The organism is Halalkalibacter krulwichiae (genome assembly GCF_002109385.1).
Classification (GTDB): Bacteria; Bacillota; Bacilli; order Bacillales; family Bacillaceae_D; genus Halalkalibacter; species Halalkalibacter krulwichiae.
The window spans coordinates 2,741,306-2,762,846 of sequence record NZ_CP020814.1 but is presented as its reverse complement, the minus strand read 5'-3'; the positions used below and the strand labels follow the sequence as shown (position 1 = coordinate 2,762,846).

The 21,541-nt window shown below is 38.1% G+C and carries 20 protein-coding genes and 1 other annotated feature; all 20 genes read left to right on the top strand.

Annotated elements, in window-relative coordinates:
* The first annotated feature begins 180 nt into the window (after positions 1–180).
* The 20 genes from spoIIGA (at position 181) to carB (ending at position 21,525) form a co-directional block, all read left to right on the top strand.
* Positions 181–1,113, top strand: coding sequence for a sigma-E processing peptidase SpoIIGA (gene spoIIGA, locus BkAM31D_RS13925; RefSeq protein ID WP_235820266.1), 933 nt, complete (start codon positions 181–183; stop codon positions 1,111–1,113).
* A gap of 24 nt (positions 1,114–1,137) precedes the next feature.
* Positions 1,138–1,851, top strand: coding sequence for an RNA polymerase sporulation sigma factor SigE (gene sigE, locus BkAM31D_RS13920; RefSeq protein ID WP_066150439.1), 714 nt, complete (start codon positions 1,138–1,140; stop codon positions 1,849–1,851).
* A gap of 252 nt (positions 1,852–2,103) precedes the next feature.
* Complete coding sequence (gene sigG, locus BkAM31D_RS13915) at positions 2,104–2,889, top strand: RNA polymerase sporulation sigma factor SigG (RefSeq protein ID WP_034633586.1); 786 nt, start codon at positions 2,104–2,106, stop codon at positions 2,887–2,889.
* Positions 2,890–3,122: 233 nt separating this feature from the next.
* Positions 3,123–3,416, top strand: a complete 294-nt coding sequence (locus BkAM31D_RS13910; protein WP_066150437.1) for a YlmC/YmxH family sporulation protein — start codon at positions 3,123–3,125, stop codon at positions 3,414–3,416.
* Between the two features lie 229 nt (positions 3,417–3,645).
* Entirely contained in the window at positions 3,646–4,473 is an 828-nt protein-coding gene (gene pgeF / locus BkAM31D_RS13905) for a peptidoglycan editing factor PgeF (protein ID WP_235820265.1), read from the top strand.
* Positions 4,474–5,154, top strand: a complete 681-nt coding sequence (locus BkAM31D_RS13900; RefSeq protein ID WP_066150432.1) for a YggS family pyridoxal phosphate-dependent enzyme — start codon at positions 4,474–4,476, stop codon at positions 5,152–5,154.
* A gap of 22 nt (positions 5,155–5,176) precedes the next feature.
* Entirely contained in the window at positions 5,177–5,644 is a 468-nt protein-coding gene (locus BkAM31D_RS13895; RefSeq protein WP_066150429.1) for a cell division protein SepF, read from the top strand.
* A 16-nt stretch (positions 5,645–5,660) separates the two neighbouring features.
* The gene (locus BkAM31D_RS13890) at positions 5,661–5,918 is read left to right on the top strand and encodes a YggT family protein (RefSeq protein ID WP_066150427.1); all 258 of its coding nucleotides are present in this window, start codon (positions 5,661–5,663) and stop codon (positions 5,916–5,918) included.
* 19 nt (positions 5,919–5,937) lie between these two features.
* A complete protein-coding gene (locus BkAM31D_RS13885) occupies positions 5,938–6,711 on the top strand; it encodes a YlmH family RNA-binding protein (protein ID WP_066150424.1) in 774 nt (257 codons plus the stop codon).
* 104 nt (positions 6,712–6,815) lie between these two features.
* Positions 6,816–7,301: a DivIVA domain-containing protein gene (locus BkAM31D_RS13880; RefSeq protein ID WP_066150421.1), complete on the top strand. Its 486-nt coding sequence runs from the start codon at positions 6,816–6,818 to the stop codon at positions 7,299–7,301.
* 81 nt (positions 7,302–7,382) lie between these two features.
* Positions 7,383–7,599 (top strand) — a binding site (T-box leader).
* 54 nt (positions 7,600–7,653) lie between these two features.
* Positions 7,654–10,422, top strand: coding sequence for an isoleucine--tRNA ligase (gene ileS / locus BkAM31D_RS13875; protein ID WP_066150418.1), 2,769 nt, complete (start codon positions 7,654–7,656; stop codon positions 10,420–10,422).
* 157 nt (positions 10,423–10,579) lie between these two features.
* Positions 10,580–11,230: a TraR/DksA C4-type zinc finger protein gene (locus tag BkAM31D_RS13870; protein ID WP_066150415.1), complete on the top strand. Its 651-nt coding sequence runs from the start codon at positions 10,580–10,582 to the stop codon at positions 11,228–11,230.
* A gap of 71 nt (positions 11,231–11,301) precedes the next feature.
* Positions 11,302–11,769, top strand: a complete 468-nt coding sequence (gene lspA / locus BkAM31D_RS13865) for a signal peptidase II (protein WP_066150412.1) — start codon at positions 11,302–11,304, stop codon at positions 11,767–11,769.
* Positions 11,769–12,683, top strand: a complete 915-nt coding sequence (locus tag BkAM31D_RS13860) for an RluA family pseudouridine synthase (protein ID WP_066150409.1) — start codon at positions 11,769–11,771, stop codon at positions 12,681–12,683. The genes lspA and BkAM31D_RS13860 overlap by 1 nt, the downstream gene beginning before the upstream one ends.
* A 201-nt stretch (positions 12,684–12,884) precedes the next feature.
* A complete protein-coding gene (gene pyrR, locus BkAM31D_RS13855; RefSeq protein WP_066150406.1) occupies positions 12,885–13,421 on the top strand; it encodes a bifunctional pyr operon transcriptional regulator/uracil phosphoribosyltransferase PyrR in 537 nt (178 codons plus the stop codon).
* A gap of 127 nt (positions 13,422–13,548) precedes the next feature.
* A complete protein-coding gene (locus tag BkAM31D_RS13850) occupies positions 13,549–14,847 on the top strand; it encodes a solute carrier family 23 protein (RefSeq protein WP_066150404.1) in 1,299 nt (432 codons plus the stop codon).
* Positions 14,848–15,022: 175 nt separating this feature from the next.
* Positions 15,023–15,934: an aspartate carbamoyltransferase catalytic subunit gene (locus BkAM31D_RS13845; protein ID WP_066150402.1), complete on the top strand. Its 912-nt coding sequence runs from the start codon at positions 15,023–15,025 to the stop codon at positions 15,932–15,934.
* A gap of 13 nt (positions 15,935–15,947) precedes the next feature.
* A complete protein-coding gene (pyrC, locus tag BkAM31D_RS13840; RefSeq protein ID WP_066150399.1) occupies positions 15,948–17,228 on the top strand; it encodes a dihydroorotase in 1,281 nt (426 codons plus the stop codon).
* Positions 17,225–18,313: a carbamoyl phosphate synthase small subunit gene (locus BkAM31D_RS13835; RefSeq protein ID WP_066151111.1), complete on the top strand. Its 1,089-nt coding sequence runs from the start codon at positions 17,225–17,227 to the stop codon at positions 18,311–18,313. Before pyrC ends, BkAM31D_RS13835 begins: the two co-directional genes overlap by 4 nt.
* Positions 18,314–18,333: 20 nt before the next feature.
* Positions 18,334–21,525, top strand: coding sequence for a carbamoyl-phosphate synthase large subunit (carB, locus tag BkAM31D_RS13830; RefSeq protein ID WP_066150397.1), 3,192 nt, complete (start codon positions 18,334–18,336; stop codon positions 21,523–21,525).
* Positions 21,526–21,541: the final 16 nt, after the last annotated feature.

The window sequence follows — 21,541 nt, the reverse complement described above, 5'->3', positions numbered from 1 at the left end:
TCTTTTTTTTATGAATATAAGGTCTAACGTTTTGATTATTTCCTGAGTTTATTTCCTGGAGTTGTTAAGATGACAATTTTTCTTAAAATCTCTGAAAATAAGCCCCATTTGCTTGTCATGAAGCGACAGACTTCTTAATAGAATTTGTAATATACTTGATTCAAATCAATGGATGTGAGGATGAATATGACCTTATATATTGATGTGATCTGGTTTTTAAATCTTTGTATTGATTATCTGTTAATTGCCCTCACTTCTCTAGTATTAAAACGGCGCTTTAATCATGTCAGAATGGTAATCGCAGCGTTGTTTGCATCATTAGTTGTGTTCTTGATGTTTAGTCCCATTGCTTCACTGTTTTTTCAACCATGGATGAAATTGTTCTATTCAGCGATCATCGTGTTAATTGCTTTTGGATACAAAAGGTTTCGTTATTTTATTCAAGGATTACTAATGTTTTATTTTGTTGCTTTCATGACAGGTGGTGGTTTGTTTGCTCTTCATTTCTTTTGGCAAAGTGAGGCTCCTATATTAAGTGGGGTACTACAAGCAAATTCAGGTTATTTTGGTAGCGGTATTAGTTGGATTTTCGTCTTTCTTGGGTTCCCTTTAATATGGTATTTCTCGAAACATCGTATTGAAGACATAGAGATTAAGCAAGTTCAATATGATCAGCTCGTAGATGTTGATATAACTATTCTAGGTTATACATTTAGGTGTAGGGGGTTGATAGATAGCGGAAATCAGTTGTCTGATCCTTTGACAAAAAAACCTGTAATGATTATCGAGGCAAGTATGCTTTATCGATATTTCCAACAAGAAGAAGTTGACCACTTACTTACATTTCATGAGCACCTTGAAGTAGGCGAGCATAGCAATAATGAGTTACTAGAGTTGGCAACGGTTATACCTTATAAGGTCATCGGACAATCTTCACCATTTTTAACAGGTCTAAAACCGGATCGAGTGCGGATTTATTACCAAAATCAGCAAATTGAAACAAGGAATGTTTTGCTAGGCTTACAAGATAAGGAATTATCAGCTGATGGAGTATTTAAATGTATTGTTCATCCAAAGTTAGTACTCGGTGTTTCCACTGATAAACTAGCATAATCCAGTCGTTAGGAGGCACAAAACATGCTAAAACTTAAATTGACCTTATTCTGGTACAAATTGATGTATCGTTTAGGAATGAAAGCAGACGAAGTTTATTACATAGGTGGTAGTGAGGCTTTACCGCCGCCCCTTTCTAAAGAAGAAGAAGCCGTGCTATTAAAAAAATTACCTTCAGGAGACAAAGCTGTAAGGTCGATGTTAATTGAACGTAACTTACGATTGGTTGTTTATATTGCAAGAAAATTTGAAAATACAGGGATTAATATTGAGGACTTAATAAGTATCGGCACGATTGGATTAATAAAGGCAGTAAATACATTTAATCCTGAAAAGAAAATAAAGCTTGCTACCTATGCGTCAAGATGTATTGAAAATGAGATTCTAATGTATTTAAGAAGAAACAATAAAACGAGGTCGGAAGTTTCCTTTGATGAGCCATTAAACATTGATTGGGATGGAAATGAGCTTCTCTTATCAGATGTGTTAGGTACAGATGAAGATATTATTACAAGAGGAATTGAAGAAAAAGTAGATCGTCGATTATTAGTTAAAGCTCTTCATACGTTAAATGATCGTGAAAAACAAATTATGGAACTAAGATTTGGACTAGCTGGAGGAGAAGAGAAAACACAAAAAGATGTGGCCGATATGCTTGGTATCTCTCAATCCTATATTTCAAGGTTAGAGAAAAGAATCATTAAAAGGCTTCAAAAAGAGTTTAATAAAATGGTGTAACAACTGTATAAAGTTAAGGTCGTTAATCCAGTAGCTACATGAAAAAAAGATTCTCGTTACAGTACATAGTGCAAAGCATTGAATAAATTCAATGCTTTTTTTGCTTCAAAAAAATTTAATTTAGTAAATATTTGTTGTTATGACGAGCATGAAGCACATCTATTTCTGTGTTTTAAAAAAGCTTGTGCATATTTTTTCCTTCTGAGGAGATACTTTTCTTAGACATCATCTCCCGCGATAGGAGGGAAAGAATTGACACGAAATAAAGTTGAAATTTGCGGTGTGGATACCTCGAAATTACCGGTTCTAAAGAACACAGAAATGCGCGAGTTATTTCAGCGGTTACAAAATGGTGAAACAAGTGCACGCGAAACATTGGTAAATGGAAATCTTCGGTTGGTGCTTAGTGTAATTCAACGTTTTAATAATCGCGGAGAATATGTTGATGACCTATTCCAAGTAGGTTGTATTGGTTTAATGAAATCAATTGATAACTTTGATTTAAGCCAAAATGTAAAATTCTCTACATACGCGGTTCCTATGATTATAGGTGAAATTCGCCGTTATTTGAGAGATAATAATCCGATTCGAGTCTCGCGTTCTTTAAGAGATATTGCTTATAAAGCATTACAAGTGCGAGATCAGATTATGTCCGAAAAGAAACGTGAGAAAGAGCCTACAGTGCAAGAGATTGCAAAGGTGTTAGATGTTCCTAAAGAGGATGTTGTTTTTGCATTAGATGCAATTCAAGATCCAGTATCTCTATTTGAGCCAATCTATAATGATGGCGGGGATCCGATATTCGTCATGGACCAAATCAGCGACGAACGGAATAAAGATGTCAATTGGGTAGAAGAAATTGCGTTAAAAGAAGCTATGGTACGTTTGAATGATCGAGAAAAAATGATACTTAATATGAGATTTTTCCAAGGGAAAACACAAATGGAAGTGGCAGATGAAATTGGGATCTCTCAAGCGCAAGTATCCCGTTTAGAAAAAGCAGCTATTCAACAAATGAATAAACATGCTCAAATTTAGCGAGCAAAGTAGATACCTCATCTAGGGTAAATTTTGTTACTAGCACCCATGCTAGGTTACAAAAAGATCCTTACATGAGGTATCTTTTTTTGGGGAAATTTGCTTTAAACCTATGATTAAGGTAAACACAATAAAGCTTCTAGACTGTCAAACGAATCGTTCATATTTGTTGATCGTTCTTGCATATAGTAGAAGACGTACAACTAAGAAATGTAAGAAATGGGGTGGGAGATTTGATGAAAATTTCTGAATTGCAAGTGAAAGACATTGTCAATATGGACAACGGTAAAAGGTTAGGACAGCTAACAGACCTTGATATCAATTTAAAAACTGGAACGATTGAAGCTCTTATTATCAATGCTTCCGGAAAGATGATGGGTCTTTTTGGGAAGGAATCTGAAGAAATCATTATCCCTTGGAAAAATATCATTCGAATTGGATCTGATGTTATTTTAGTTGAAGTACCAAATGTTTATGAGAGAAAACCAGTAAAATTTGAACCTCCTTCGACACCAAGAAACAGGTAATGAAAAGAAAGTCGTTTCTTGTATCAATACACCTGTGCTAAAATAAGGTAAGACCCAATCTTCAAAAGGAAAATTTCCCATTGGAGATTGGGGATACAATAGTTTTTCTTGGTGAGTTACCTAAAGACGGTGCATGCAGTGAAAGAAGCCATCGTCGATAAGCGAAATTCTTATTGAAATCAGGTCAGCCAAGTATTTATTGAAACATGAATTGGGGAGGAATCTATTGGTGGAGGCTTTTGTTCAAGTTAATAATCGCTATGTTACAATCCAACCATGGAGTGAGTCTCGCCCACAACTTGTTGTTGGTTTTACTACAAGAGATGGCGGTACAAGTAAAAGTCCGTTTAGTAGTTTAAATATGGGATTCCATGTTGGTGATGAGTGGGAAAGTGTTTTACAAAACCGACAATTAGTAGCTAATGATTTAAATATATCATTAGAAAATTGGATTGGTACAGAACAAGTACATGAAGCCGATATACAAAAGGTTACAATGGAAGACGCTGGTAAAGGAAGTAGAAGTTTAAAAACAGCTATTGCTCACACAGATGGAATTTACACGAACGAGAAAGATCTTCTCTTAACAAGTCTTTATGCGGACTGTGTTCCACTTTACTTTTATTCACCAAGTCATGAAGTAGTCGGTCTAGCTCATGCAGGTTGGAGAGGGACAGTGAAGAATATTGGAGCTAAGATGGTTCAGGTATTTAAGACACAAGAGAACATTAGAGTAGAAGACATTCATGTGGCAATTGGTCCTTGTATAAGTAAACAAGCTTATGAGGTTGATCAAAAAGTAATAGATGAAGTGACGAAAAGCTTGCCTGTAGACAACGGTAATCTTCCATATGAAACAATTGGGAATAATAAATACCTACTCGACTTACGCGAGATAAACAAAAATCAACTTATTGAAGTAGGAATTCTCCCGGATCATATTATTAATTCTTCTATTTGTACAACTTTGGACACGAGAATGTTTTCTCATAGAGCTGAAAATGGAAAAACAGGAAGAATGATGAGCTTTATTGGAATTAAATCGGTGGTGAAATAAATGGATATAAAAGAGAATTTAACAAATATTGAAAATGCAATCAAGGCATCTTGTGATAAAGTTGGCCGTGATCCAAATACTGTTAACATTGTTGCTGTCACAAAATATGTAAGTGTCGCTACGACTAAAGCAGCTCTAGATAATGGTTTAATACATATTGGTGAAAATCGTGCAGAAGGCGCTCTAGAAAAATGGGAAGAACTAAACGAACGAGGAGTGTGGCATTTTATAGGCTCCCTACAAACACGTAAAGTAAAAAAAATAATAGGGAAATATGAATATCTTCATTCGCTTGATCGATTATCTTTAGCTGAAGAATTGGACAAGCGTTTAAAAGAAGGTCAAAAAATAAAATGTTTTGTGCAAGTTAACGTTTCAGGTGAAGAATCTAAAGCAGGGATTGAACCAAATCATCTGCGAACATTCATTGATCAATTAGCAGACTTTGAAAAAATTCAAGTTGTTGGTTTGATGACGATGGCACCTTTTTATGAAGACCCTGAGTTAACACGCCCTATTTTTAAGCAGCTAAGACAATTAAGAGATGAGATAAAATCATTAAAACTTGACCACGCACCTTGTACCGAACTGTCGATGGGAATGTCAAATGACTATCTAGTGGCTGTGGAAGAAGGGGCGACATTTGTTAGAATTGGGTCAGCTTTAGTTGGACGAGAATAATTCAGAAGAGGGGAGAATATAAATGGGGATGAAATCTCGATTTAAGCGTTTTTTCGAACTTGAGGATGAGTATGAAGAAGTAGAAGAATTTGTGGATAATCGACAAGAGAGTGTAGATTATGAACAGAAGCAAAAACCAAGAAATCAGCAGCAGAATAAGCAACAACCTCAAGCTGTTCCACAAAATGTAGTAAGCTTACAAAGTGTTCAAAAAGGGGCGAAAGTGATTTTACTTGAGCCAAGAACTTATGACGAAGCTCAGGAAATTGCTGATCATTTAAAGAATCGTAAAGCTGTTATTATAAATTTACAACGAATCTCTTATGATCAAGCCAAGCGTATAGTCGATTTTTTAAGTGGAACGGTGTATGCTATTGGTGGAGATATCCAAAAAATTGGTGCTAACATTTTTCTTTGTACCCCAGATAATGTTGATGTAACAGGAACGATTACAGAGATGATGCAAGAGCATTTTGAAGGTAAGTATTAAAAGGTGGTGATTGTTTTTGCAAATGATTGGTGGATTACTTTATAATGCGATTTATATTTACTCATTCTTTATTATAGGCTATATTCTCATGTCTTGGTTCCCTAATGCTAGAGAATCGTCAATAGGCCAATTTATAGGAAGAATTGTGGAGCCTTATTTAGAGCCATTCCGAAGATTTATACCTCCACTTGGTATGATCGACCTTTCTCCAATTGTGGCTATTATCGTTTTACGTATGGCGGGAGTCGGCGTGTTGGCCCTTTTTGGTGCATAAAAGATAGGAGTGAACAACAATTAGTATATACCAACACTTTCGCGAGGAAGAGCGACCATTTGTTGATCAGGTGTTAGAATGGCAAGAAGCTGTTAAGGTCCGCCATCTTGATCGTTTAAGTGATTTTCTAGATCCTAGGCAACAAGAAATTGTTCGTACACTAATTGGACATGATGATGAAGTGAGCCTCTCATTCTCGGGAGGCTCTCCTTTTGCAGAAAGGCAGAGAATGCGCTTAACCCCATCTTATTTAGAAACGACAGAAGACGATTTCCAGTTGAGACTTTTTTCAGTTGATTATCCAGCGAAATTTGTAACATTGGAACATCGAGAAGTTCTGGGTTCTTTAATGAATTTAGGGTTAAAAAGAGATAAATTTGGTGATATTTTCATGTCTGATGATGTTATTCAATGTGTTATAGCATCTGAAATAGCTGATTATGTGCAAGCAAACATTCAAACAATTGGAAAAGCTACTGTTCGGTTGAATCGAATTTCATTATCTGAGCACATTAAGCCTAAAGATGACTGGGAAGAAGCGACTGCGACAGTTTCCTCCATGAGAGTAGATGTAATTGTTGCACAGATGTACAACCTTTCAAGGACAAAAGTATCTCCATTAATTGAAAGAGGTTTAGTGAAAGTTAACTGGAAAATCGTTGATCGACCTGACTTCATCATAAGACAAGGAGACTACATATCTGTTCGTAAATACGGCCGTGCTAAAATCATGGCTATAGAAGGGATGACAAAAAAAGATAAATTCCGGTTACGTTTCGGGAAAAAAAGATAATTAAATTAAAAAAGATGCAGGTTTTTTGTTTTTTCTGTCGAATTGATACGACAACCTGATTTTAAAGATAGCATTTTTGAAATTACAACGTGGAGGTGGCTTGCATGCCTTTAACCCCTTTAGATATTCACAATAAGGAGTTTACAAGAGGATTTCGTGGTTATGATGAAGATGAAGTAAATGAGTTTTTAGATCAAGTCATTAAAGATTACGAAGCAGTACTTAGAGAAAAGAAAGAATTATTTGAGCAAGTTACGGATCTAGATGATAAGCTTGCCCATTTTAAGAATATTGAAGAGACGTTGAATAAATCCATTCTCGTCGCTCAAGAAGCGGCGGAAGAAGTAAGAACAAATGCGCAAAAAGAAGCCCAGTTAATTGTGAAAGAAGCAGAAAAAAATGCGGATCGTATAATTAACGATGCACTTTCTAAATCAAGGAAAGTGATGATTGAGATGGAGGAATTGAAGAAGCAGGCTTCCGTTTATAAAATGCGTTTTAAAATGTTAATTGAAGCACAGCTTGAAATGTTGCAAACGGATGATTGGAATGAAGTAATCGAAGAAGAAGAAGTGTATGAAGAGCGTTAACAGAGATTTATGACTTTTTTCTGGAATTAACTTGCACTTCTTAAATGGCTATCTTATAATGATACTCATTAAAATATGTTAAAAAAGACGATGATAGGGACGAGTACAGTGTATAAAATGTGCTTAGCGATTCAGGGATGGTGAAAGCCTGGACATGTTCACACTAGAAAATCACCCTTAAGTCTTGCACTGAAATGATAGTAGGCTGCAACGAGTTATTCACGTTACGAATCAAGAGTGGAAAGGGGTAATTCCTTTTCAACAGGGTGGTACCACGGGTTAACTTCTCGTCCCTTTTGGGAGAGGAGTTTTTTTGTGTTTTAAAAGTATATCCAAAATGGAGGAAAGTTGAATGGATTATAAAGAAACATTACTAATGCCAAAAACAGAATTCCCAATGAGAGGGAATCTGCCAAATCGTGAACCAGAAAGACAAACTAAATGGAGCGAGATGGATATTTACCAAAAGGTGCAGGAGCGAACTGCTGACCGTCCGTTATTTGTTTTGCATGATGGGCCTCCTTATGCGAATGGTGATATTCACATGGGACACGCATTAAATAAAATTTTGAAAGACATCATTGTCCGTTATAAGTCTATGAGCGGATTTAATGCACCTTATGTTCCAGGTTGGGATACACATGGATTACCAATTGAAACGGCATTAACGAAAAGCGGGAAGGTTAACCGTAAATCTATGAGTGTAGCCGAGTTCCGTAAGTTATGTGAGGAATACGCTCGTAAGCAGATTGATCGACAACGTGAACAGTTTATGCGATTAGGAGTTCGTGGAGATTGGTGGAATCCTTATGTAACTTTAGATAAAGCTTATGAAGCACAACAAATTAAAGTGTTTGGAGAAATGGCAAAGAAAGGCTTTATTTATAAAGGCAAAAAGCCAGTATATTGGTCTCCTTCTTCAGAGTCTGCCCTTGCAGAGGCTGAGATCGAATATAAAGATAAGCGATCTCCTTCTATTTATGTTGCCTTTCAAGTAAGTGACGGTAAAGGCGTTCTTAATGGCGATGAGAATATTATTATTTGGACAACTACCCCTTGGACTATTCCGGCAAACTTAGGAATTGCTGTTCATCCTGATTTGGATTATAACGTGGTTGCTGTTAATAATAAGAAATATGTTGTTGCTGCAGGTTTATTAGAACAACTTGTGAAAGAATTTGAATGGGAAAATCTAGAAGTACTGAAAACGATCAAAGGGACAGAATTAGAATATGTAAAAGCAAAACATCCTATTTATGATCGTGAATCCTTAGTTATGTGTGGAGAGCATGTAACACTAGACGCTGGTACTGGATGTGTACATACAGCTCCTGGGCACGGTGAAGAAGATTTTATCGTTGGTCAAAAATATGGACTAGACGTACTATGTCCAGTTGATGATAAAGGACATATGACTGCTGAGGCCCCTGGGTTTGAAGGATTATTCTACGATGCTGCGAACAAGCCAATTACGGAAAAGTTAGAGGAAGTTGGCGCATTAATGAAGTTAACATTTATTACTCACTCATATGCGCACGATTGGCGTACGAAAAAGCCTGTTATTTATCGTGCGACAGCTCAATGGTTTGCTTCAATTGAAAACTTCCGTGATGAATTGCTTAAAGCAATAGAGGAAGTTGAATGGCTTCCAAAATGGGGAGAAACGCGTTTATTTAATATGGTTCGAGATCGTGGAGATTGGTGTATTTCACGTCAACGTGCTTGGGGAGTACCAATTCCGGTATTCTATGGTGAGAATGGAGAGCCTATTATTACAGATGAAACGATTGATCATGTGTCTTCATTATTCCGTGAACACGGTTCAAATGTTTGGTTTGAATGGGATACGGAGCAGCTTTTACCTGAAGGATTTACTTCTGAACATAGCCCAAATGGCAGATTTACACGTGAAATGGACATTATGGATGTTTGGTTTGATTCTGGTTCTTCTCATCAAGCTGTTCTTGAGGAACGTGATGATCTTCAGCGCCCGGCTGACTTATATTTAGAAGGTTCTGACCAATATCGTGGTTGGTTTAACTCTTCCCTTTCCACAAGTGTGGCGATTACTGGAAAAGCTCCTTATAAAGGTGTATTAAGTCATGGATTTGCGCTTGATGGTGAAGGGCGTAAAATGAGTAAGTCAATTGGAAATGTCGTTGTACCGAATGATGTAATGAAGCAACTAGGGGCAGACATATTACGCTTATGGGTAGCGTCAGTTGATTATCAAGCAGATGTACGAGTGTCAGATAAGATTTTAAAACAAGTGTCTGAATCTTATCGTAAGATACGTAATACATTCCGTTTTCTATTAGGGAATTTACATGATTTTGATCCAGCAAAAGATTATGTTAGTGATCTTAGTGGTGTAGATCTCTTCATGCACGTTAAATTAAATGAAGTCATTGAAAAAGTGAAGCAAGCTTATGATCAATATCAATTTTCGACTGTCTATCATACCATTCATAATTTCTGTACAATTGATTTAAGCTCTTTCTATATGGATTTAGCGAAAGATACGCTTTATATTGAACATGCTGATCACCCAAATCGTCGAGCGATTCAAACGGTGATGTATGAAGCGCTTGTTGCCTTAACTAAATTAGTATCTCCGATTTTAAGTCATACAGCTGATGAAGTGTGGGAGCATATTCCTTCTGTTAAAGAAGAGAGTGTACAATTAACAGACATGCCTGAAGCAAAAGTGTTTGGTGATGTAGAAGAATTAAAGGCGACTTGGAATCATTTTATGGAAGTAAGGGATGATGTTCTAAAAGCTCTTGAACAAGCTCGTAATGAAAAGAAAATTGGTAAGTCTTTAACAGCTTCGATTACGCTTTACACGAGTGGAGAAGTTCGTCAATTGCTTACGAAAATTCCAACCCTTGAGAAGTTATTTATCGTTTCAGATGTTCACTTAGCGGGTGAAGTAAATGAAGCACCAGAAAGTGCTGTTCGATTTGATGATTTAGCGATTGTAGTAGAGCAAGCTGACGGTGAAACATGTGAACGTTGTTGGGTTGTTTCAACAACTGTTGGTTCGAATGAAGAGCATTCTGGGCTATGTTCGTCTTGTGCAGAGACCGTTACGAACTATTATGCAAATATTTCTAAATAATAAGCCTAGATAACATATTCCTGTAGAGCACAAAAAGGTGAAAGCCTTTCTTGTGCTCTGTTTGCTGTTGTTAAATGTTGTGTTGGCTATATCTCCTATTGATGGTCACAATAATAAGGAACGTCACAGACGTCATTTCTTTATTGGGGGAGATGAAATGCAGGACTATACAAAAATTAAAGCAGCTTTACAACAACGTAAAAAAGCTGTAGAAGAACAAATTAATCATCATTTTCAAGAAGAACAAAACCGAACCTTGTCTTTTTCTACTGGTGAATTGTCTCAATATGATAATCACCCTGCAGATGTAGCTACAGATTTATATGAGCGAGAGAAGGATTTTGCATTGCTTGAGAAACTTGAAAGAGAACATGAGGAAATTGAGCATGCACTTGATAAATTTAGTAATGAAACGTTTGGTATTTGTGAAGTAACAGGCCAACAAATTCCTTATGAACGATTAGAGGCTAACCCAGCAGCGCGTACTATAGTAAGTGCAGTCAATAATACAATAACAGATGATCGACCTTCAGAGGAAACAGTCCTGGGAGGATTCAGACGTTATAATTTTGACGGAGATGATGATGAAACGGAATTTGATGCTGAAGATGCGTACCAATCGGTTGCTGAATTTAATGAATTGCCAATGGTATATGAAGATTCATCTCTTGAAGAAACGGGTGAACTAATCGGGTATGTAGAGGAAATTGAAGGATTCTTATCTACAGGGATTGAAGGATATACAGGTGATGAGGATGTAGTCTTTCAGAGAAATGTACACTATGACCAATACTTGAATGGAAAGTAGGGGGCTATCCCCCTCTTTTTATGCTATAATGCTATTCGTATGGAAAGTTGTGGACGAATTGGGGGATACTAATGAAATATTATTTACTTGCGCTAATCGTGATTGTATTTGATCAGATTACAAAGTGGATTGTCGATACTCAAATGGCCATTGGAGAACGAATAACCTTAATAGAAAGATTCCTTTATTTCACTTCTCACCGAAACCAAGGTGCAGCTTTTGGAATTTTACAAGGTCAGATGTGGTTTTTCTATATTGTTACAATTGTAGTGATCGTTGGCATCGTTTATTACATGCAAAAAGAAGCTAAGAGCAGCCGTTTATTTGGAATATCTTTAGGATTAATTCTCGGTGGAGCTATAGGTAATTTCATTGACAGACTATTCCGTGGCGAGGTTGTAGATTTTGTAGATACATACATATTTGGGTATAACTTCCCGATTTTTAATGTCGCAGATGCAGCGCTTTGTATTGGGGTTGGCCTGTTGTTTATTAAAATGATTCAAGATGAACGTCAACAGAAGAAGGAGCAAAAGTAATGGAGCGTTTCGAATGGAAAGTTACAAAAGAACAGAAGCAAATACGAATTGATAAATTGCTTACTGTATTGAATGATGAGTGGTCACGTACACAAATTCAACAGTGGGTAAAAGATGAAGCAATTATGATCAATGGGAAAAGAGTAAAAAGTAATTACAAAGTTGAAGAAGGTGACCAAATCACTCTTCAAATTCCGGAGCCGGAAGCATTAGAAATTGAAGCTGAAAATATCCCTATAGATATTGTTTATGAGGATCGTGATGTGGCTGTCGTTAATAAACCACGAGGAATGGTTGTTCACCCTGCTCCAGGGCATTACAGTGGTACACTTGTAAATGCCTTAATGTATCACTGTAACGACTTATCTGGGATTAATGGAGTCATTAGACCAGGGATTGTCCATCGTATCGATAAGGATACATCTGGCTTAATTATGGTAGCAAAAAATGACCAAGCACATGAATCGTTGGTAGAACAATTAAAAGCTAAAACAACACGTAGAATTTATAAGGCGGTTGTTCATGGTGTAATTCCTCATCAGCATGGCACAATTGATGCTCCGATTGGCAGAGATAAAAAAGATCGACAAAACATGACCGTGACAGAAGAAAATAGTCGTGATGCAGTCACTCATTTTACTGTACTGGAGAGTTTTGACAACTACACCTATGTGCAATGTGAATTAGAAACAGGACGTACACATCAAATTAGAGTTCATATGAAATATATCGGTTATCCTTTAGTAGGAGATCCTAAATATGGCCCAAAGAGAAAGTCTTTTGATATAGAGGGTCAAGCACTTCATGCAGCGGTACTAGGGTTTACACACCCTAAAACAGGAGAAGAAATGACATTTGAAGCAGACCTTCCCAAAGACATGGTCGACTTGCTGCATGTTCTAAGAACAAAATAATGATTGACAGAACAAAGTAACTGATGCATAATAAATGAGAACTTAATAGTCCTTTAACTACAGTCCCGTGAGGCTGAGAAGGAAAACGAACGGAAGCAGCAGATGCAATCTGTCTGTACTTACTAACGTCTTTTATCCTCTCTGTCTTTATAAGGACAGAGAGGTTTTTCGTTTTCCAGTCAAATTATGGAGGTGGAAAAGATGTCGAGAGTGATTCTTGATGAACAAGCAATTAGAAGAGCAACTACGCGAATTGCACACGAAATTATTGAACACAATAAAGGAATCGATGATTGTGTACTAATCGGGATTAAGACACGTGGAATTTACCTTGCGAAACGTTTAGCAGAAAGAATTGAACAAATCGAAGGTGCATCAATTCCAGTCGGAGAAATTGACATTACTTTGTACCGTGATGATTTAACAGTGAAGTCTGACAATAAAGAGCCTATCATTCAGGGTACGGATATCCCTGTGGACATAAGTGGTCGAAAAGTTATCTTAGTAGATGATGTTTTGTATACAGGTCGTACAGTAAGAGCAGGACTAGATGCACTCATTGATATAGGAAGACCAGGTCAAATTCAGCTTGCCGTCTTAATTGACCGTGGACACCGTGAGCTGCCAATTCGCCCAGATTATGTTGGTAAAAACGTGCCTACTTCAAAAAGTGAAAAGATCGTCGCAAAGCTAAACGAAGTAGACGCAATAGACGAAGTCACTATTGAACAAAAATAATAAATACCTCTTTAAAGTAGTCCCGTGAGGCTACAAAGAGGCTCACGAATCCTGTTTTTGCGGGAGAAGTGTAGACCTCTTTGCCTTAAGCGGAGAGGTCTTTTTCATAGTATTAGGAGGAACAACAATGACAACACAGAGAAAAGAAGTTGGAATAAATGAAATCCCAAGGTTTGACAAATGGCTTGTTCTAAGCTTGCAACATTTGTTTGCAATGTTTGGAGCAACCATACTTGTGCCGTACTTAGTAGGTCTAAGTCCGGCAGTTGCCTTACTTTCAAGCGGATTAGGAACGATCGCATATTTACTTATTACAAGAGGGCAAGTTCCTGCATATCTAGGATCATCATTCGCTTTCATTGCACCGATCATCGCAGCTCAAACGATGAGCGGACCAGAAGGAGCGATGCTTGGAAGTTTTTTAGCAGGACTTGTCTACGGATTTGTTGCTCTGCTAATTAAGACAAGTGGAGTTAATTGGATTATGAAAATTCTACCTCCAATTGTAGTAGGACCAGTCATTATCGTAATTGGATTAGGGTTAGCTGGTGTAGCCATTGATATGGCAATGAATGATCCTGTGACGGAATCTTACAGCACAACTCATTTTATCGTTGCCCTTATTACATTAACGATTACGATACTAGCAACAATGTTCTTTAAAGGATTCTTTAGTCTAGTTCCCATCATGTTTGGAATTATCGGTGGTTATCTAAGTGCGTACTTTTTCGGATTGGTTGATTTTACAGCAGTACATGAAGCAAAGTGGTTTGCAGTACCGGACTTGATGGTGCCATTTGTCACATATACACCGGTCTTTTCGATTGAGATAGCTTATATAATGGTACCTATTGCAATTGTAACGATTGCTGAGCACATTGGTGACCAAATGGTACTGAGTAAAGTTGTTGGAAAGAATTTTATTGAGAAACCAGGCTTACATCGTTCAATCTTAGGTGACGGAGCTGCGACAATAATCGCATCATTCATTGGTGGGCCTCCAAACACCACTTACGGAGAAAACATTGGGGTCTTGGCAATTACTAGAGTGTTCAGTGTCTTTGTAATAGCTGGTGCTGCTGTCATGGCAATCTTGTTCGCTTTTGTAGGGAAATTTGCCGCACTCATTACAACAATTCCTACAGCAGTTATGGGTGGTGTCTCAATCTTACTTTTTGGGGTCATTGCTTCATCTGGTTTACGAATGCTAATTGATAATGAAATAAATATTGGGCTTAAGCGAAACTTAATTATTTCATCTGTTATTTTAGTAATTGGTATTGGTGGTGCCTTCATTCAAGTAACAGATACAGTTCAAATTGCGGGTATGGCACTAGCGACGATTATTGGGATTGTTCTCCATCAAGTATTACCAGAAAAAGAAGTAAGTTATGGTACAAAAACAATGTTTCAAGCAGATAAATAATTCCCTTTAAATGAAGTACAGAGAGACTTCTAAGGGATAAGAATAAAGAGGCTGAGAACCCAGCAACTTACACTTCTTATACCCTGAGAGTCTCTTACTCTCAGGTTTTTTTAATAGGTTTAACAATCAAGAGTGCTTGAGCAATCTTACATAATAAAAGAGGAGGCTGGTTTGAATGATGACAATGACAGAAAAGCAAGCAATAAAGGGTGAATTACTCACACTTGAAACAATGTCAACAGTCGAAATCTCCACGATCTTAGAAGAGGCTGCACAATTTGCACAAGGAGTACAATGGCGTCCTAATAAAGAGTTATTTATTGCAAATCTATTTTTCGAACCAAGTACTAGAACACGGTATAGTTTTGAAGTGGCAGAAAAAATGTTAGGTCTTCACGTGCTTTCTTTTTCAGAAGAAAGCTCGAGTGTACAAAAAGGAGAATCGTTATTAGATACAGTTAAAACATTTGAGGCAATAGGGGCTAACGCTCTTGTAATCAGACATCCGGAAAATGATTACTTTCAAGAAATTAGAGAGCGATTGAGTATACCTATCATCAATGCTGGTGATGGAAGTGGACATCATCCAACTCAATCTTTACTGGATTTACTAACGATTCAACAAGAATTTTCAAGCTTTTCCGGCTTAAATGTTGTCATAGTCGGTGATCTGCGTCATAGCCGTGTTGCTCGCTCAAATGCTGAAGTATTAACAAGACTAGGAGCAAAAGTGAAGATTGCTGGTCCAAAAGAATGGATGAAAGGCTTCGATACTGCTTATCAACATATTCCGTTGGATGACGCATTGAATGAATCCGATGTTGTAATGCTCCTTAGAATTCAGCATGAACGACATGAAGGTTCTATGGAATGGTCAAAAGAAATCTATCATCAGCAATATGGTTTAACAATTGAGCGCGAAAAAAGAATGAAGAAGGAAGCAATCATTCTTCATCCTGCTCCTGTCAACAGAGGAGTAGAGCTTGCTAGTGAGTTAGTAGATTGTGAACGTTCAAGAATCTTTAAACAAATGAAAAATGGTGTTGCGGTTCGAAGAGCAGTTGTGAAAAGAGCACTTTCAAACTAAGGGGGAAATGAGAATGACGATTAAATTAGAAGGTGGATACATTTTAGATAAAGACGGTTCGTTAATAGAAAGAGATGTTTACATTGTGGATGGGAGAATTAGCTTTGAAGTTCCAACTCATCATGAGGTAAAAAAGATCTCTGTTCAAGGGAAGCTTGTATCAGCTGGATTAATTGATGCCCATGTTCATCTACGTGAACCAGGTGGTGAGTATAAGGAAACAATTGAAACAGGAACGAAAGCTGCAGCTGCCGGAGGATTCACAACGATCGCATCAATGCCGAATACAAGGCCGGTGCCGGATTCAAAAGAACAAATGGAATGGCTACAAGATAGAATAAAGACGACTGGACATGTTCGTGTACTTCCTTATGCCTCTATCACAACTAGACAGTTAGGGCAAGAATTAACGGATTTTGAGGCTTTAAAAGAAGCGGGTGCGTTTGCTTTTACGGACGATGGAGTCGGTGTTCAATCAGCTGATATGATGCTTCAAGCGATGAAAAAAGCAGCAGAAGTTAATATGGCGGTTGTGGCTCATTGTGAGGAAAATACACTTATTCACGGTGGATGTGTTCATGAAGGCAAGTTCTCTAAAGAGCATAATTTACCTGGTATCCCTTCGGTTTGTGAGTCCGTGCATATAGCTCGAGACGTCTTGCTTGCCGAAGCAGCTGGGGCACACTATCACGTCTGTCATGTCAGTACGAAAGAATCGGTACGTGTAATTCGCGATGCGAAAAGAGCAGGAGTTCGTGTTACAGCAGAAGTGTCACCACATCATCTACTCTTATGTGAAGATGATATCCCAGGGCTAGATTCTAATTTTAAAATGAATCCACCTCTAAGAGCAAAAGAAGATCAAGCGGCATTATGGGAAGGACTCTTAGATGGAACCATTGATTTCATTGCAACCGATCATGCACCTCACTCGGAAGAAGAAAAAGCACAAGGGATGGAAAGAGCTCCACTTGGTATTGTTGGATTAGAGACTGCTTTTCCATTGTTATACACACATTTAGTAAAAAAACAAAAAGCAACATTGAAACAGTTAGTAGATTGGTTAACTGTAAAACCAGCTAAAACATTTGGGTTAGCCTCGGGAGTAATAGAAGAAGGGGCGTTAGCTGATATTACGGTAATTGATTTAGAAGAAGAACGTGCTATTGACAAAGAAGCGTTCCACTCAAAAGGTAAGAATACACCGTTTGATGGTTGGGTGTGTCAAGGGTGGCCACAGTATACTTTTGTAGAAGGAAAACTTGTATGGGAGAAAGGAAAGGTGACAGCATGAAGCGTCAACTAATTTTAGAAGATGGAACGGTTTTTGTTGGAGAAGGATTTGGAGCAGACAAGGTGATGAGCGGGGAAGTTGTTTTCAATACAGGAATGACAGGTTATCAGGAAATTTTATCAGATCCGTCCTATTGTGATCAAATCGTTACATTGACATACCCTCTCATAGGGAATTACGGAATCAATCGTGATGATTTTGAGTCAATTACACCAGCAATCAATGGACTCATCGTAAAAGAATATGAAGCAGAGCCAAGTCATTGGCGCGAGGAAGAATCTCTTGATACTCTGTTGCAAGCAAAAGGAATCCCTGGTTTATCTGGAATTGACACGCGTAAATTAACTCGCCTTATCCGAAACTACGGAACATTGCGTGGGCGAATTTGTTCACTTGAGGTTGATACTGAAGCTGTGGTTCAAGAATTGAAACAAGCAACTTTTGCTAACGATCAAGTGCATCGTGTATCTACAAAAGATCCGTATCATGCACCTGGTCGCGGAAATAGAGTAGTACTTGTTGATTTTGGAATGAAGCACGGCATCTTGCAAGAATTAATCACTAGACAATGTGATGTAGTAGTTGTGCCATATAATACGAATGCAGACGAGATCCTTCGTTTAAATCCGGATGGAATTATGTTAAGTAATGGACCGGGAGACCCGGTTGATGTACCAGGAGCAATTGAAACGATTAAAAACTTACTCGGAAAAGTACCAATTTTCGGAATCTGTTTAGGACATCAATTGCTTTCATTAGCGTGTGGGGCAACAACAAGCAAATTACAATTTGGTCATCGAGGCTCTAATCATCCAGTTCGTGAACTTGGAACAGGAAAAATTGCGATTACTGCTCAGAACCACGGCTATACAGTTGACCTAGAATCATTAGCTACGACAAGCCTTGAATTGACACATGTTGCAGTCAATGATGGCACGGTAGAAGGAGTAAGGCATGTAGAGTATCCAGCATTTAGTGTACAGTATCACCCTGAAGCATCACCAGGTCCACATGATGCGAATGACTTATTTGATTCATTCGTCACAATGATGGAAACTGAAAAAAAAGCAACTGTACACGCCTAAACGAGGGGAGACATTCAAACATGGGAAAACGTAATGATATAAATAAAATTTTAGTAATTGGCTCTGGACCAATCGTAATTGGTCAAGCTGCAGAATTTGATTATGCTGGAACACAAGCTTGTCAAGCACTTAAAGAAGAAGGTTATGAAGTTATATTAATTAACTCAAACCCAGCAACGATCATGACGGATACAACAATGGCTGATCGTGTTTATATTGAACCAATCACTCTTGACTTTGTTAGCCGTATTATTCGAAAAGAACGTCCTGATGGAATTGTGGCAACATTGGGAGGACAAACGGGACTTAACATGGCTATGGAACTTGAGGAGTCAGGAATTCTAGCGAGATATAATATTGAATTACTTGGAACAGATCTTGATGCAATCAAGCGTGCAGAGGATCGTGATTTATTCCGCTCGTTAATGAGAGAGTTAAATCAACCGGTTCCTGAAAGTGAGATTGTTCATACACTTGAAGAAGCTGAGCAATTTGTACAAGTAGTTGGTTACCCGATCATTGTTCGCCCGGCATATACACTTGGTGGAACAGGTGGTGGAATTGTTCACAACGAAGTGCAATTACGTGAAATCGTAACAAGCGGACTAAAGTATAGTCCAGTGACTCAATGTTTAATTGAAAAAAGCATTGCTGGATTTAAAGAAGTAGAGTATGAAGTGATGAGGGATGCGAAAGATCAGGCAATCGTTGTATGTAATATGGAAAACATCGATCCTGTCGGTGTGCATACTGGTGATTCAATTGTTGTTGCACCTAGTCAAACGTTAACAGATCGTGATTATCAACGTCTCCGTAATGCATCATTAACAATCATTCGTGCACTAGGGATTGAAGGTGGATGTAATGTCCAGTTCGCCCATGATCCACACAGTGATCAATACTATATTATTGAAGTAAATCCGCGTGTAAGTCGTTCCTCGGCCCTTGCGTCTAAAGCAACGGGTTATCCAATTGCGAAAATGGCTGCGAAAATTGCTGTCGGATATAGTCTAGATGAATTAATGAATCCAATTACAGGAAAGACGTATGCTAGCTTTGAGCCAGCTTTAGATTATGTTGTATCAAAAATTCCAAGATGGCCGTTTGATAAATTTGATGCGGCAAACCGTTCATTAGGGACGCAAATGAAAGCAACGGGTGAAGTGATGGCTATAGGTCGTAATTTAGAAGAATCACTATTAAAGGCAGTCCGCTCCTTAGAAGCTGGTTATGACCATATTTATGATGCGAAGTTCGAAAAAGTAGATACAAAGGATTTACTTAAGCGTTTAGACATTACTGATGATGAAAGACTGTTTACATTAGCAGAGTTGTTAAGAAGGGGAGAGACAATTCAGTCACTTTGTGAGTTAACGAAAATTGATCGCTTCTTTATGCAAAAACTAGCACGTATCGTGCTACTTGAAAAGGAGTTAGCAGCTTCTCCAAATGATCTTGAACTTTTACAAAAAGCGAAAGAGCGTGGGTTCTCTGATATTGCGATTGCTAGACTTTGGAATCAAGAAGAGCGGGTAATTTGGGAACTGCGCAAAGAACACAATATCCGCCCAGTTTATAAAATGGTAGATACTTGTGCAGCTGAATTTGAATCTGAAACTCCATATTTCTATGGAACGTATGAAGACGAAAATGAAGCGGTGAAAACAGATAAGAAAAGCATCTTAGTATTAGGCTCTGGTCCAATTCGAATTGGACAAGGAATTGAATTTGACTATGCTACGGTTCATACAGTTTGGGCGATTAAAGAAGCAGGCTATGAAGCAATTATTATGAATAATAATCCTGAAACGGTCTCAACTGACTTCAGTACTTCTGATAAGCTATATTTTGAACCATTAACGGTTGAGGATGTTATGCATGTATTTGAACAAGAGCAACCAGAAGGTGTGATCGTTCAATTCGGGGGCCAAACAGCGATTAATTTGGCTGCAGACTTAGAATCACGAGGTGTACCAATTATCGGAACGTCACTTGAAAACATGGATCGTGCAGAAGATCGAGACAAATTTGAACAAACTCTATTATCGCTTGGTATTCCGCAACCGTTAGGAAGAACAGCAACATCGGTTGAAGGAGCTGTATCCATTGCAAGCGAGATTGGCTACCCTGTTCTTGTTCGTCCTTCCTATGTCCTTGGCGGGCGCGCGATGGAAATTGTGTATAAAGAAGAAGAACTTCTTAACTACATGAAAAATGCAGTAAGTGTAAATCCGAAACATCCTGTTCTTGTGGATCGTTATTTAACTGGGAAAGAGCTCGAGGTTGATGCAATTTCTGATGGGGAAAATGTCTTTATCCCTGGAATCATGGAGCATATTGAACGTGCAGGTGTTCACTCTGGAGATTCCATTGCGGTATATCCTCCACAAACAGTACCTGAGGATTTAAAACAAAAAGTTATTGATCGTACGATTGCGATCGCTAGGGGATTAAATATTGTCGGATTGTTAAACATTCAATTTGTTTGGCACAAAGACGAAGTGTATGTACTTGAAGTGAATCCGCGTTCAAGTCGGACGGTACCGTTTTTAAGTAAAATTACGGGCGTACCAATGGCTAACATTGCAACAAAAGTCATGCTAGGACAAACATTGCCACAATTAGGCTATGAAACTGGCTATCAGCCAGAAGCACAAGAAGTATCTGTGAAAGTTCCGGTATTCTCATTTGCTAAGCTACGCCGTGTGGATATCACGCTTGGACCTGAAATGAAGTCAACAGGTGAAGTAATGGGACGAGATATAACCATTGAAAAGGCTTTGTATAAAGGACTAATTGCATCTGGAATGAGTATTCCAACACATGGTTCTGTGTTGTTTACTGTTGCAGACAAAGATAAAGAAGAAGCGTTAAGTTTAGTAGAAAGATTCCATATGCTAGGATTCGATATTTTAGCTACAGAAGGAACGGCAACTTTTATAAAGAATGCCAACATTCCGGTAACCGTTGTAAACAAAATTGGCGAGCAAAAGCCTCACCTATTAGATGTTATTCAACAAGGGCAAGCGCAATTTGTCATCAATACGTTAACTAGAGGAAAACAACCAGCTAGAGATGGATTTAGAATTCGACGTGAAGCAGTTGAGAATGGCGTTGTCTGCTTAACATCAATTGATACAGCTGAAGCATTGCTACGAGTTTTAGAATCTATTACGTTTTCTTCTGAAAGTATGCCACAAATGCAAATGTAGAGAGGTGAAGAGGGAC